13 protein-coding genes are annotated in these 13,281 nt (G+C 73.9%); 4 read left to right on the top strand and 9 right to left on the bottom strand.

Annotated features, from left to right (window positions below):
- Nucleotides 1-38: 38 nt before the first annotated feature.
- Nucleotides 39-353, top strand: a complete 315-nt coding sequence (locus LPA27_RS16375) for a response regulator transcription factor (RefSeq protein ID WP_324251272.1) — start codon at nt 39-41, stop codon at nt 351-353.
- On the opposite strand, the gene LPA27_RS16370 is transcribed toward LPA27_RS16375, so the two are convergent.
- The 7 genes from LPA27_RS16370 to LPA27_RS16340 all read right to left on the bottom strand — a co-directional run bounded on the left by LPA27_RS16370 (nt 337) and on the right by LPA27_RS16340 (nt 7,616).
- The gene (locus LPA27_RS16370) at nt 337-1,368 is read right to left on the bottom strand and encodes an Abi-alpha family protein (RefSeq protein WP_228943124.1); all 1,032 of its coding nucleotides are present in this window, start codon (nt 1,366-1,368) and stop codon (nt 337-339) included. The two genes, LPA27_RS16375 and LPA27_RS16370, sit on opposite strands and share 17 nt — an antisense overlap.
- A 4-nt stretch (nt 1,369-1,372) precedes the next feature.
- Nucleotides 1,373-2,683, bottom strand: a complete 1,311-nt coding sequence (locus tag LPA27_RS16365; protein WP_056863306.1) for a hypothetical protein — start codon at nt 2,681-2,683, stop codon at nt 1,373-1,375.
- A gap of 111 nt (nt 2,684-2,794) precedes the next feature.
- The gene (locus tag LPA27_RS16360) at nt 2,795-3,241 is read right to left on the bottom strand and encodes a heat shock protein transcriptional repressor HspR (RefSeq protein ID WP_228943123.1); all 447 of its coding nucleotides are present in this window, start codon (nt 3,239-3,241) and stop codon (nt 2,795-2,797) included.
- Between the two features lie 4 nt (nt 3,242-3,245).
- Nucleotides 3,246-4,439, bottom strand: a complete 1,194-nt coding sequence (gene dnaJ, locus LPA27_RS16355) for a molecular chaperone DnaJ (protein ID WP_193665622.1) — start codon at nt 4,437-4,439, stop codon at nt 3,246-3,248.
- Between the two features lie 73 nt (nt 4,440-4,512).
- Complete coding sequence (gene grpE / locus LPA27_RS16350) at nt 4,513-5,172, bottom strand: nucleotide exchange factor GrpE (protein ID WP_228943122.1); 660 nt, start codon at nt 5,170-5,172, stop codon at nt 4,513-4,515.
- Nucleotides 5,169-7,031: a molecular chaperone DnaK gene (gene dnaK / locus LPA27_RS16345; RefSeq protein ID WP_056863302.1), complete on the bottom strand. Its 1,863-nt coding sequence runs from the start codon at nt 7,029-7,031 to the stop codon at nt 5,169-5,171. Before dnaK ends, grpE begins: the two co-directional genes overlap by 4 nt.
- Nucleotides 7,032-7,178: 147 nt before the next feature.
- Nucleotides 7,179-7,616, bottom strand: coding sequence for an NUDIX hydrolase (locus LPA27_RS16340; protein WP_200918980.1), 438 nt, complete (start codon nt 7,614-7,616; stop codon nt 7,179-7,181).
- Between the two features lie 97 nt (nt 7,617-7,713).
- On the opposite strand from LPA27_RS16340, the gene LPA27_RS16335 reads away from it, so the two are divergent.
- The gene (locus LPA27_RS16335; RefSeq protein ID WP_228943121.1) at nt 7,714-8,559 is read left to right on the top strand and encodes an aldo/keto reductase; all 846 of its coding nucleotides are present in this window, start codon (nt 7,714-7,716) and stop codon (nt 8,557-8,559) included.
- 93 nt (nt 8,560-8,652) lie between these two features.
- Here the strand turns inward: LPA27_RS16335 and LPA27_RS16330 are convergent, their stop codons facing one another.
- On the bottom strand, nt 8,653-9,282 hold the full coding sequence (locus LPA27_RS16330; RefSeq protein ID WP_228943120.1) for a hypothetical protein: 630 nt from the start codon (nt 9,280-9,282) through the stop codon (nt 8,653-8,655).
- A gap of 4 nt (nt 9,283-9,286) precedes the next feature.
- A complete protein-coding gene (locus tag LPA27_RS16325) occupies nt 9,287-10,345 on the bottom strand; it encodes an MBL fold metallo-hydrolase (RefSeq protein ID WP_228943119.1) in 1,059 nt (352 codons plus the stop codon).
- Between the two features lie 192 nt (nt 10,346-10,537).
- On the opposite strand from LPA27_RS16325, the gene LPA27_RS16320 reads away from it, so the two are divergent.
- The gene (locus LPA27_RS16320; protein WP_228943118.1) at nt 10,538-11,356 is read left to right on the top strand and encodes a putative protein N(5)-glutamine methyltransferase; all 819 of its coding nucleotides are present in this window, start codon (nt 10,538-10,540) and stop codon (nt 11,354-11,356) included.
- Nucleotides 11,357-11,570: 214 nt separating this feature from the next.
- Nucleotides 11,571-13,281 (top strand): phage holin family protein (locus tag LPA27_RS16315; RefSeq protein WP_228943117.1); only part of this gene is annotated, 1,711 nt, incomplete at its 3' end.

Here is a 13,281-nt window from a genome sequence, read left to right as displayed (position 1 = left end):
CGAGGCTAGGTGAAGAACCATGGCCCAGACCGTAGGACCTGTGCCTGAGCGGCCACGGCCACGACGTGGTGGGCGAGGCCGGCGACGGCCGAGCCGGCATCGAGGTCGTCGGGCGGCACCAGCCCGACCTCGTGGTCCTCGACCTGTCCATGCCCGTCATGGACGGCCTCGAGGCCCTCCCCCACCTGCGCCGCACCAGCCCGGACAGCACCATCGTGGTGCTGTCGGCCCACGGTGCCGACCAGATGGCGCAGCGCGCGCTCGACCTCGGCGCCGACGGCTACATCGAGAAGGGCACGTCGCTGCGCGTGGTGCTCGCGCGCATCGACGTCCTGCTCAGCCCTCGGGGGTGACCGCGCGGGGCGTGTCGCCGGCCTCCGACTCCGGCGGCGTGGCGTGGGCGGGGAACTCCACCGCGGCCGACTCCTCGTCGACCAGGCAGGTGCGGCAGAAGTCCTCGCCGAAGGGCGTGAGGTGGATGCTGCGCCGCACGACCTTGGCGAAGCGCACCGAGTGCACCGCCTCGAGCACGTCGGGCTGGGCCTCCAGCACCTGGTAGTCCATCGGGTCGCGCAGGGCCTCCCGGCTGAACCACACCAGCCCGAGGCGGAAGAGGTTGTTGAGGTAGGCCGGCACCTGGTCGAGGTAGCGGCACCCCGCCCGCCCGCCGATCATGGTCAGCCCCGGCGCGATGAGCTGGCTGTTGACCATGCCGATCGGCCCGCCGGTGCGCACGTCGACGCTGGGCTGCGGCCCGCCGCGCAGGAGCAGCAGCAGGATGCGCGCCTCGTCGGGGGCCACCTCGCCGAGGATCCGCCCGTAGGCCGGGTGCGAGGACTCGGTCTCCCACACGTCGCGGGAGCGCTCGAGCAGCCGGGCGCCCTGCTCGCGCAGGCTCAGGGGCGGCGGCGCCTCGTCGCGGCGCGTGGCGTGGCCGCCGTAGGAGACGACCTGGCCGGTGACCACCGGCTCGCTCTCGACGATCTCGCCGAAGGCCTCGGCCGCGTGCGCCAGCGCCTTGCCGATCGGGGTGCCCGACGACACCGAGCGGGTCAGGTCGCTGACCACGGTGGCGGCCTGCGTGGCGTCCTTGGCCAGCGCCGCGGCCTCGTCGGGGTCGCGCACCGCGCGCAGGAAGCGTCGACTCGTGCGCGCCGAGGTGCGTACCCCCCAGCCGGTCGTGTGCCAGGCGGCCGAGGCGGCCACCCGGCCCAGCCCGGGCAGCGCCTCGACGGCCGGCGCCAGGCGACCGGTGAGGCCCTGACCGTCGCGGGCGGCCGGGCCCGGGGCGACGTACGGCGGCAGCGCGGGCGGCTCGCCCGCTGCCCCGCGCCTGTCGCCTGCTCGCCTGTCGGCGGTGTCGCTCACACCCTCACCCCACTCCGAAGATCCACAGGTGCAGGAAGCCGCCTGCGAGCCCCATGATGGCGCCGTGGGCGTAGAGCATCCACTCGTCCTCCTTGATGGCCGCCCGCATCATCTCGACGAAGTCGCGCGGCGGCAGCTCCTTGGTGCGGCGCGCCACCAGCACCCGGATCTTCTCGGCCTGGCGCGCGCTGAAGTCCTTGTCACGGAAGGGCGTGAGCGTGCGGCCCACGAGGTCCTGGGCCACCGAGTCGCGGATCGTGTCGAAGCGGTCGCTGCCCACCGCGACCCGCACCGCGCCGCGCGCCGGCCCGACCGCGAGGTCGATGGCCGGGCGCAGGGCGGTGGCCAGCATCGCCCGCGTGCGGTCGCCGCGGGGGCCGTCGAGCAGGAAGTCGCCGATGCGCTCGAGGGTGATGACGTCGTCGGCGATGATGCGGGCGTAGACCTCCGCGGCCTCCGGCTGGCGGCGCGGGAAGAGCCCGTGGACCCTGACGCCCAGGATGCGACGCGGCTCCGGGGGCTCGAAGATCAGCCACATGCCCAGCGCGTTGGTGATCCAGCCGACCACGACGCCGAGCACCGGCAGCAGCCACCACAGGCCGAAGATCGAGTCGACCACCGCCACGGGGATGCCGAGCAGGAAGCCGAAGACGAAGCCGAAGGTGACCATGAGGTTGAGCTCGCGCTGGCCGAAGTCGCGGAAGATCCGCACCACCAGCGAGGGGTTGTCGCGGAAGTGGTCGATCACCATGATCTTGGGGTCGAGCAACTGGTCGATGTGGGTGCCGATCTCGGTGGTCACCCGCCCCACCACGGTCGGCAGCTGGGCGTCGACCCGCTCGACCACCGCACGCCGCACCGGCCCGGGCAGGTCGCGCCACAGGCGCGGGTGCTCGCGGCGCATCACCCCGTCGACGAGCTCGGGCAGCTCGGGGCGGAAGACGGTGACGATGTGCTCGGCGATCTGGTCGGGCTCCAGCTGCTGGTAGAACTCCGCCGGGGTGCCGAGCTTGGCGATGGCCTTGTCGACGGCGATGCTGCCCATCTTGGCCGCACGCGCCGGGATGATCCCCTGCCAGCCCAGGCCGCCCTGGAGCAGCCCCGGCACCTCCTGCACCTTGCGCGGCAGCACCGAGACCAGCTCGCGCATGCCCGGCACGCGCACGCCGTGGAAGCGCACGGGGCTGAAGAGCATCCACAGCCCCGACCAGTTGATGAGCCAGCCGATGACGCCGGTGAAGACCGGGATCGTCAGGAAGTGGACCCACTTGACGTCGTCGGCCCACGCGGCCAGCACGTCGAGCAACCACTGCACCCTGAGCACCCCTTCGTGCCCGGCCGTCCGGCCGGGTGGTGGCCGAAGACTAGCGCCCCGCCCCCGTCGGTGGACGGGTGTTCCGCGTCACGCTCCCCGCCCGCGAGCGGCTCAGCCGCGGCCGCGGCGCCACACCACGAGCGACTGGCCCGGGTCGGGTCGTCGCAGCACCGGCAGCTTGTTGGGCAGCGCGGGGGCCGAGGCGTCGGCCCGCCGCGCGGTGAGCGCCTGCTGGAGCGCGGCCCGGGTGCGGTCGAGCTCGTCGGCCAGCTCGGCGTTGCGCGCGGTCAGCGCGGCCACGTGGTTCTCCAGGTCGAGGATCCGGCGCACGCCCTCGATCCCGATGCCGGCCGAGGTGAGCTCGGAGATCACCCGCAGCAGCTCGATGTCGCGGTGGGAGTATCGACGTCCCCCGCCGCCGGTGCGCCCCGGCGTGATCAGGCCCATGCGCTCGTAGGTGCGCAGGGTCTGCGGGTGCAGGCCCGTCAGCTCCGCGGCGACGGAGATGACGTAGACGGCCGCGTCGTAGGACGGCTCGAAGGGGTCGCGCTGGGCCATGGGGTCACCCGGCCTGCTCGAAGAGGTTGGCGCGCAGCGGCCTGCCGGCCGTGGCGGCGCGGTAGGCCTCCACCGCCTCGCGCGCGGTGGCGTCGAGCACGGCCGGCACCTGCACCTCGACGGTGGCCAGCAGGTCGCCCGACGTGCCGTCGCTCTTGCGCGCGCCCTTGCCGCGCACGCGGAAGGTGCGCCCGTTGGGGGTGCCGGCCGGCACCTTGAGGGTGACCGGCGTGCCCGCCAGCGTCGGGATCCGCACGTCAGCGCCGAGGGCGAGCTCGTCGAAGGAGACCGGCACGTCGAGGGTGAGGTTGTCGCCCTTGCGGCCGAAGAGGCGGTGCCCGGAGACCTTGACGGTGACGTAGAGGTCCCCGGCCGGGCCGCCGTGCTCCCCCGCGCCGCCCTTGCCGCGCAGGCGGATGCGCTGGCCGTCCTTGACCCCCGCGGGGATCCGGGCCTGGATGGTGCGCGAGGACTGGCCGCGACCACTGCCATGGCAGGTCGGGCACGGGTCGTCGTAGAGCAGCTGGCGGCCGTGGCAGGCCGGGCAGGTCTCGTTCATCGAGAAGGCCCCGCCCACCGAGGCCACCACGAAGCCGGCGCCCTCGCACTCGGGGCACACGTGGGGCTTGGTGCCGGGCTTGCCGCCCGTGCCGGAGCAGGTCGCGCAGGGCGCGTCGGAGCTGAGCCGCAGCGAGATCGTCACGCCGTCGAGGGCGTCGGTGAAGCTGATGGTGGCGGTGGTCTCGACGTCGCCGCCCTTGGTGGCGCGCACCCGCTGCCGGGTGCGGCCGCCACCGGCACCGCCGCCGCGGAAGAGGTCGCCGAACATGTCGCCGAGCCCGCCCTGGCCCGGGGCGCCGGCGCGGTCGCGCAGCAGGTCGTCGAGGTTGAAGCCGCCGGCACCGCCGGAGGTGCCTCCCCCACCGAAGCCGCCGCCGAAGCCGCCGCTGCCGTAGAGGGAGCGCATCTCGTCGTACTTCGCCCGCTTCTCGGGGTCGCCGACGACGTCGTAGGCCTCGGCCACCTGCTTGAAGCGGTCGTGCTTGGCGGTGTCACCGGGGTTGGAGTCGGGGTGGTTCTCCCGCGCCAGGCGCCGGTAGGCCTTCTTGATCTGGTCGGCCCCGGCGTCCTTGGTCACGCCGAGCGTGGCGTAGAAGTCCTTCTGCGCCCAGTCGGCGCGGAAGCCGTTGTCACTCACGGGAGAACCTCCCCTCTCTGGTCTCGGTGGTGCTGGTCGTGCCGGTGCTGGTCGTGAGGGTGCTGACCGGGTCTCAGCCGGCCGGGTCGGCCACGAGCACCTGGGCGGCGCGCACGACCCGGTCGCCGATGCGGTAGCCGGCCTTGGCGATCACCTTGCAGGTGGTCACCTCGACCTCGGGGTCCTCGCCGATGTGGGAGAGGGCCTCGTGCAGGCTCGGGTCGAAGGCGTCGCCGGGCTGGCCGAAGCGGATCAGGCCGAGGTTGGCCACGGTCCGCTCGAGCTGCTCGGCCACCGACTTGAAGCCGCCCTCGAGCGGCTCGTGCTCGCGGGCCCGGTCGATGGTGTCGAGCACCTCGGTGATCGGGGCGAGCGCGGCGTAGGTCGCGTTCTCCTTGATCAGCTCGCGGTCGCGCTCGACACGGCGCTTGTAGTTGAGGAACTCCGCCTGCAGCCGCTGCAGGTCGGAGAGCCGCTCGGCCGACTCCATGCGGGCCAGGGCCAGCTCGTCGTCGGCCGGGTCACCGCCCACCGCGCCGGTCGGCTCGGTGGGGTCCTGCGAGCTGTCACCGCTCACGGGCTCCTCCTCGACCTCGGTCTCGTTGGCCATCTCGGCCGCCTCCGCCGGGAACGCCCCCTCGGGGGAGGAAGCCGCAGGCTGCTGCGGCTCCCCCGCCCCGGAGGTGCCCTCGGGGTGCTCGCCGGACGGCTGCTCGCCGGGGGCTGAGGTCACTTGGACTCACCCTCGGTGGAGCCGGTGGTGTCCTCGTCCACGACCTCGGCGTCGACGATGTCGTCGTCGGCCTCGCCCGTGGCGCCGGTCGCCCCGCCGGCGGCGGCGGAGTCGGCCTCGGCCGCGGCGTACATGGCCGCACCCATCTTCTGGCTCGACTCGTTGAGCTTCGTGACGCCGGCGGTGATCTCCTCGCCCGAGGCCTCGGAGTTCTCCAGCGTGGCCTTCAGCGCGTCGACGTCGGCCTGCACCTCGGTCTTGACGTCGTCGGGGATCTTGTCGCCGTTGTCGCCGAGGAACTTCTCGGTGGTGTAGACGAGCTGGTCGGCCTGGTTGCGGACCTCGATGGCCTCGCGACGCTTGGCGTCCTCCTCGGCGTACTGCTCGGCCTCGCGGACCATGCGGTCGATGTCGTCCTTGCCGAGCGCGGAGCCGCCGGAGATCGTCATCGACTGCTCGCGGCCCGAGGCCTGGTCCTTGGCCGAGACGTGCACGATGCCGTTGGCGTCGATGTCGAAGGTGACCTCGATCTTCGGGATGCCGCGCGGCGCCGGCGGGAGACCGGTCAGCTCGAAGTTGCCGAGGGGCTGGTTCTGCGCCCACATCTGGCGCTCGCCCTGGGCGACCTTGATCTCCACCGACGGCTGGTTGTCGTCGGCGGTGGTGAAGATCTCCGAGCGCTTGGTCGGGATGGTGGTGTTGCGCTCGATGAGGTTGGTCATCACGCCGCCCTTGGTCTCGATGCCCAGCGACAGCGGGGTCACGTCGAGGAGCAGGACGTCCTTGACCTCGCCCTTGAGCACGCCGGCCTGGAGCGCGGCGCCGATGGCGACGACCTCGTCGGGGTTGACGCCCTTGTTGGGCTCCTTGCCGCCGAGCAGCTCCTTGACGACGTCTGAGACCGCCGGCATGCGGGTCGAGCCGCCGACGAGCACCACGTGGTCGATCTTGTCGACGGCGACGCCACCGTCCTTGAGCACGTTCTGGAACGGCGTCTTGGTGCGCTCGAGCAGGTCGGCGGTGAGCTTCTGGAACTCCGAGCGCGTCAGGCGCTCCTCGAAGTGCAGCGGGCCCGACTCGCCGTGGGTGATGTAGGGCAGGTGGATCGTGGTCTCGCTGGAGGAGGAGAGCTCGATCTTCGCCTTCTCCGCGGCCTCCTGCAGGCGCTGCTTGGCGATCTTGTCGGCGGCGAGGTCGACGCCGTTGCCGTCCTTGAACTTCTTGACCATCCAGTCGACGACGCGGGCGTCCCAGTCGTCACCACCGAGGTGGTTGTCACCGGAGGTCGCCTTGACCTCGACCACGCCCTCGCCGATCTCGAGCAGCGACACGTCGAAGGTGCCGCCACCGAGGTCGAAGACCAGGATCGTCTGGTCGTCGCCCTTGTCGAGGCCGTAGGCCAGCGCGGCCGCGGTGGGCTCGTTGACGATGCGGCTGACGTTGAGGCCCGCGATCTCGCCGGCCTCCTTGGTGGCCTGGCGCTGGGCGTCGGAGAAGTACGCCGGGACCGTGATCACCGCGTCGGTGACGGTCTCACCGAGGTAGGCCTCGGCGTCGCGCTTGAGCTTCTGCAGCACGAAGGCGCTGATCTGCTGCGGCGTGAAGTCCTTGTCGTCGATCTTCTGCTTCCAGTCGGTGCCCATGTGGCGCTTGACCGAGCGGATGGTGCGGTCGACGTTCGTGACGGCCTGGCGCTTGGCGACCTCGCCGACGAGCACCTCGCCGCTCTTGGCGAACGCGACGACCGACGGGGTCGTGCGGGCGCCCTCGGCGTTCGCGATGACGGTGGGCTCGCCGCCCTCCAGGACCGACACGACGCTGTTGGTCGTGCCGAGGTCGATGCCAACGGCTCGTGCCATGGGTGGTACCTCCATCTAGGGATGCTGCGGGTGAGTGGGGCCGTCCGCGCCCCGAGGGGCTGCGTCCGGCGATGACTCCATGATGCGTCGCCCGCGCCGCCCAGACAAGTTAGTTGAGTCTCATCGACTCAACTTGGCTCAGCCGTCTCAGCGCAGACCAGCCATCCGCAGCCCGATGTCCACGACCGAGACCCGGTCGAGTCCGCCCACCTCGTGCACCGAGATCCAGCGCGCCTCGTCGGTGCTGCCGTCGCGCTCGTGGGTCAGCTCGCCGCCGACGACGCGGGCGGCGAAGAGAGCGCGCACGGCCTTCATCGGGCGTCCCGAGCCGTTGAGGCGGCGCTCGGGGCCGATGACGTAGGTGTCGACGCCCAGCAGGTCGCCGAGCTCGACGTCGTAGCCGCTCTCCTCCTTGACCTCGCGCACCACGCCCTGCTCGACGCTCTCGTGCAGCTCGACCCCGCCGCCGGGCAGCGTCCACTGGCGACGGCTGCCCTCGTTCCAGAGCGCGAGCAGCACGTGCCCGGCGTCGTCGGTGATCACGGCGTAGGCGGCCAGACGGGTGTCGTAGTCGGTGTAGTGCACGGCTCCCATCCTTCCGGCCGGGTCAACCGCGCACGGTCGGGACGCCCGATCGGGTGAGACCAGGAATGATCCGCGGCGCTCGCTCGCTAGGACCCGTATGACCGTTTCCACGATCACCCTGAACAACCAGACGACGATCCCGCAGCTCGGCTTCGGCACCTACCAGGTGCCGCCGGAGCAGACGGCCGACACCGTCTCCACCGCGCTCGAGGTGGGCTACCGCCACATCGACACCGCGCAGATGTACCAGAACGAGCAGGAGGTCGGCGAGGCGCTCAAGGCCTCCAGCATCCCGCGCAGCGAGCTCTACATCACCTCCAAGCTCAACAACGGCTACCACCGGCCCGCCGACGCCGAGCGCGCCTTCGAGGAGACCCTCGACAAGCTCGGCCTCGAGCAGATCGACCTCTTCCTCATCCACTGGCCGCTGCCGACGCTCTACGACGGCGACTACGTCTCGACCTGGAAGACCCTCGCCTCCTTCGTGGCCGACGGCCGGGCCCGCTCCGTCGGCGTCTCGAACTTCCAGCCGGCCCACCTCGACCGCATCGTGGCCGAGACCGGCGTGGTGCCCGCGGTGAACCAGATCGAGGTCCACCCCTACTTCACCAACGAGGAAGCCCGCGCCGCGTCGATCCGCCACGGCGTCGAGGTCGAGGCCTGGTCGCCGATCGCGCAGGGCGCGGTGCTCGACGACCCGACCATCGGCGAGATCGCGGCGAAGTACGGCAAGACCGCCTCGCAGGTCACCCTGCGCTGGCACGTCGAGCGCGGCGACATCGTCTTCCCCAAGTCGATGAAGCGCGAGCGCATGGAGGAGAACTTCGCGATCTTCGACTTCGCCCTCACCCCCGACGAGGTCAGCACCATCGCCGGGCTCGACAAGGGCGAGGACGGGCGCACCGGCCCGAACCCGGACACGTTCGACTACGTGCCCGCCTGAGGCACCACCCGCACGCAGCAGCACCCCGGACGCCGAGCGCCCGGGGTGCTGCTGCGTCCGGGGTGCTGCGCGTCGGGAAGCGTCGGGGAGGCGTCAGCCGACGGTGACGCGGACCTCGTTGGAGGCCTTGCCGCTGTCGGGGTCGAGCACCCGGAAGCGGTTGACCCCGGGCGTGCTCGTCTGCACGTAGGTGGCGAAGGTCTGGTTGCTGACCACCGCGGTGACGGGGAAGTCCTCCCACCCGCCGCCGGCGAAGCGCTGCACCTGCAGCACCGCCCCCTCCCCGGTGGGGAAGACGCCGGTGAGGTCGATCTGGCCCATCGGGGCGACGGAGGTCTGCCCGGCGTTGAGGGTGAGGTCGCCGTCGGGCTTCTCGCTCCTCGTCGGCGACGGGCTCTGCGAGGGGGTGGCCGACGCGGTGGCCGAGCCGCCGAGGGTGATCTCGGGGCCGCCGGGGGCGCCGGTGTCCTCGAAGCGCGGGATGTAGAGGGAGCCGGTGTCGCTGGCACTGCTGGTGGCGCCGGAGTCGCCGACGCCGGCGACGCGGGTCACGGCGAGCGCGACGCCGCCCAGCACGAGGCCGACCGCCAGCCCGACGCCCAGCAGCGCGGCCAGGCCGGTGGCCACCGCGCGACGCACCTCGTGCGACTCCTCCTGGGCCGGCGTCCGGGCGCTGCTGCCGCCGGTGCCGCCGGTGCCGTCGTGGTCGTCGTGCTCGGCCACCGAATCACTCCCCGTCGTCGGCGGGGCCCGTGCCGGCGCCCGCGGGGCCATTCTCGCCGCCGCCGGTCGGCGAGCCAAGCCGGGCGGCGTAGGAGACCACCCCGGCGGGGTCGGGGTTGGCGTCGACCTGCTCGCGCGCGACGAGGAGGTCGAGGTGGGCCTTGGTCTCCATCGCGGCCATGCCCTGGTTGAAGACGTCGAGGCTCGCCCAGGCGTGGTCGTGCCGGGTCCAGGGCAGCACGGCGGCGACGTCGGCGGCGCTGACGGACCCGCCGCGCAGCGCCTCGAGGCACAGCGCGAGCCGGTGCTCGTGGTGGGCCAGCAGGGCGTCGACCCGGGCGTGGGAGGAGGGGGCGACGGGGCCGTGGGCGGGCAGGACCCGCAGGTCGGGCAGCTCGCGCACCCGTGCCAGGGAGGCCATGAAGTCGCCCAGCGGCGAGGCCACGACCGGCACGGTGAAGCCGATCGACGGGGTGATCGTGGGCAGCACGTGGTCGCCCGAGAGCAGCAGGCCGGCGGCCCGGTCGGCGAAGACGTAGTGGCCCGGCGTGTGGCCGGGGGTGTGCACGGCCTCGAGCGTGCGGGTGCCGACCTCGAGACGGTGGTCGCCCTCGAGCCAGGCGTCGGGGTAGGACCAGTGGCCCAGGTCGAACTCCTCCTGGCTGCGGGCGTGCTCCTCCCACCGCTCGGCGACCCCGTGGGCGCCGGCGGTGCGCAGCACGTCGGGGAACGGGCTGCGCCCGGGCCAGGCGTCGCTGTGGAAGAGGTCGAGCGCCGGCTTGTCGCCGATCCCGAGGGACACGTGGGCGCCGGTCTCGCCGGCCAGCTGCGAGGCGAGCGTGTAGTGGTCGCGGTGCACGTGGGTCACCAGGAAGCGGCGCACGTCGCCGACGCCCGCGCCGATCCGCGCCAGCGAGCGCTCGAGCACCGCGCGGGCCGCCGGGAGGGCCCAGCCGCCGTCGACGAGGGTCAACCCGTCGTCGGTCTCGAGGGCGTAGACGTTGACCGCCCGCAGCCCGTCGTTCGGCAGCGGGAGCGGGATCCGGTGGAGCCCGTCGGCCACCGGCCAGGCGCCCTCGGCCGACCAGTGCTCGCCGGAGTCGGGTGAGACCGCGTGGGCCGTCGACGTGCCCGGCCCCGCGGTCCGGCCTGCGGTCCGGCCTGTGGTCCGGCCTGGGGTCTCACCTGGGGTCGGAGCGGGTGTGGGGGGCACGAGGCGGACCCTACGCCGGGACCGCTCGGGCAGGATGGGAGTGTGGACGACCCGCTAGTGCCGCGGCTGCGTGCCGCCGGCTGCGTCTACGCCGAGGAGGAGGCGAGCCTCCTGCGCGCCGCGGCCGAGGGATCCCCCGACCCGGGGACGCTGGAGCGGATGGTCGCCGAGCGGGTGGCGGGCCGGCCGCTGGAGGTCGTGGTCGGCTGGGCCGAGCTCGCCGGCACCCGTGTGGTGGTGACCCCCGGGGTCTTCGTGCCGCGGCGGCGCTCGGCCGCGCTGGTGCGCGCCGCGGAGGCCCGCCTGCGACCGGGGGCGACGGTGGTCGACCTGTGCTGCGGCACCGGCGCCGTCGGCGCCGCGCTCCTCGCGCGCCGCCCCGACCTGGTGGTGCACGCCGCCGACCTCGACCCGGTCGCCGTCGCCTGCGCCCGGCTCAACCTGCCCGACGGCCCCGAGGGCCCGCGGGTCCACCAGGGCGACCTCTGGGCCGCGGTGCCCGAGCGGCTGCGCGGCGCGGTGGACGTGGCGGTCGCCAACGCGCCCTACGTGCCGACCGCCGCCCTGGCCACCCTCCCGCCCGAGGCCCGGCTCCACGAGCCGCGCGCCGCCCTCGACGGTGGCGACGACGGCCTGGTGCTGCACCGGCGCCTGCTCGCCGAGGCCCACCGGTGGCTGCGCCCGGGCGGCGCCCTCGTGGTCGAGGTGGGCGCGGGCCAGGTCGGGACGGCGCTGGCCCTCGCACGGGGGGCCGGGCTGCGGGCCACTGTGGTGCGCGACGACGACGTCGACGGGATCGCCGTGGTGGCGACCCTCCCGCGCCCCGCCACCGGTCTGGACCAGTCCGGGCCGCAGGTGTAGGTGACGCGTCACCGGGCATGGCCCTGACATCGGCGGCCCTCGATCCGGGGGGCGCGCGCAGGCCCGGTGGGAGGCGCCTGCGAGCGGAGGGCCGTCGATGCCGCACCCCGCCGCACCCCGCGGCACCCCCGTGCCGGGCGAGCCCCGTGCCCGACGGGCCCCGGGTCGGGCGCCGTGTGACCGGACGCTCGCCGGGGCTGGCTACGGTGACGCGGTGACGACCTCCCCGCCGGCGCCGGCCCTCCGGTCGCGCCAGTGGCTGCTGGTGCGACGCCAGCTGGCGGCGTTCCGCCCCTCGTGGCGCTGGCTGCGCGGGTCGCTGCGGTCCTTCGCCACCTCCTTCCTGGCCCTCACCGCGAGCCTGTGGCTGCTGCCCGGCACCCAGGTGACCCGCGGCGCGGAGTCGGTGGCGGCGCTGGCCGTCGGCGTGCTCGCCGTCGGGGCGCTCGTGCGTCCGCTGATCACCCGTCTCACCGTGCTGACCGGCGTGGTGGGCCTGCTGCTCGCCGGCTTCCTGGCCCAGGCCGTAGTGCTCGGCATCGCCCTCGCCCTGGTGCCGACCGTGGAGCCCTTCAGCGCCGGCCAGGTCGTGCTCGCCGCCTGGGCGGCGGCGGTCGCGGCCGCGGCGGTCAACTGGCTCTTCGACGCCAGCTCCGACGAGGCGTTCCTGGGCCAGCTCCTGGGCCGCGCCGTGCGTCGTACGCGCCGCGCCGGGAGCGAGGGACCGGGCCTGCTCGTGGTGCAGCTCGACGGGGTCAGCGAGCCGCTGCTGCGCCAGGCGATCACCGCGGGGGCGCTGCCCACGGTGTCGCGCTGGCTGCGCTCGGGCAGCCACCGCATGCGCGGCTGGCACACCGGCGTGCCGGCGACCACCCCCGCCGGCCAGGCCGTGCTGCTGCACGGCGACGTGACCGCGGTGCCGGGCTTCCGCTGGTGGGACAAGGGCCGCGGGCGGCTGCTCACGGCCAGCCGCCCCGTCGACGCCGCCGAGGTGGAGGCGGCGATGTCCGACGGCCGCGGCCTGCTCGCCGACGACGGCGCGAGCGTGTCCAACCTCTTCTCCGGCGACGCGCCCACCTCGGTGCTGACCATCAGCGACGGCCGCCTGCCCGGCTCCGACCGCGGCGCCGCCTCCTACATGGCGCTGCGCAGCGGCTTCCTGCGCTCGCTGACCCTGCTCGGCGGGCAGGTGGTGACCGAGTGGCACCAGGCCCGCCGCCAGCGCACGCGCGACGTGCGGCCCCGGGTCGGGCGCGGCGGCGCCTTCCTGCTGCTGCGCGGGCTGACCACCGTGGTGCTGCGCGACCTCAACCTCGCCGTCGTCACCGAGCAGCTCACCCGCGGGACCCCGGTGGTGTTCGTCGACTTCGTCGACTACGACGAGGTCGCCCACCACGCCGGGCCCACCCGGCCGGAGTCGATGCGCACCCTGGAGAACCTCGACCGCGTGCTGCAGTTCCTCGACCAGGTCTGCGGCGAGGTCGGCCGGCGCTACGAGCTGGCCGTCGTCTCCGACCACGGGCAGGCCCAGGGCACGACCTTCCTCCAGCTCACCGGCCGGACCCTGGAGGACGTCGTGCTCGAGCTCGCCGACGCGCACGCCGGACAGGGCGCGGCCGCCCCCGACCCCCGCAGCCCCGCCGACCGGGCCACGTGGTCGGAGGAGATGTGGGTGCCGGCGAGCATGCTCCTGGCCGGCGCGACGGGCTCCGGGCGCGCCCTGACCCGGGCGACCCGGTCGGTGGCCGAGCGGCCCCGACGCCGCGCCGGCGGCACCCCCGACGGTGGCGCGGGCGGTGGCGCGGGCGGTGGCGCGGGCGGTGGCGCACCTGCCGCCCGCCTGCTGGTCGCCGTCTCCGGTGGCCTCGCCCACGTCTACCGCACCGACCGCCCCGGGCGGCTGACCCACGACGACCTCGCCGCCC

It is taken from the genome of Nocardioides sp. Leaf374 (assembly GCF_916862475.1).
GTDB classification, from domain to species: Bacteria; Actinomycetota; Actinomycetes; order Propionibacteriales; family Nocardioidaceae; genus Nocardioides; species Nocardioides kribbensis.
This window is presented reverse-complemented; position numbering and strand designations above follow the sequence as displayed.

Excerpts from the sequence above, each read along its gene's own strand:
- dnaK (WP_056863302.1), bottom strand. The coding sequence starts at position 7,031 with ATGGCACGAGCCGTTGGCATCGACCTCGGCACGACCAACAGCGTCGTG.
- LPA27_RS16360 (WP_228943123.1), bottom strand. The coding sequence starts at position 3,241 with ATGGCCCAGCGCGACCCCTTCGAGCCGTCCTACGACGCGGCCGTCTAC.
- LPA27_RS16335 (WP_228943121.1), top strand. The coding sequence starts at position 7,714 with ATGACCGTTTCCACGATCACCCTGAACAACCAGACGACGATCCCGCAG.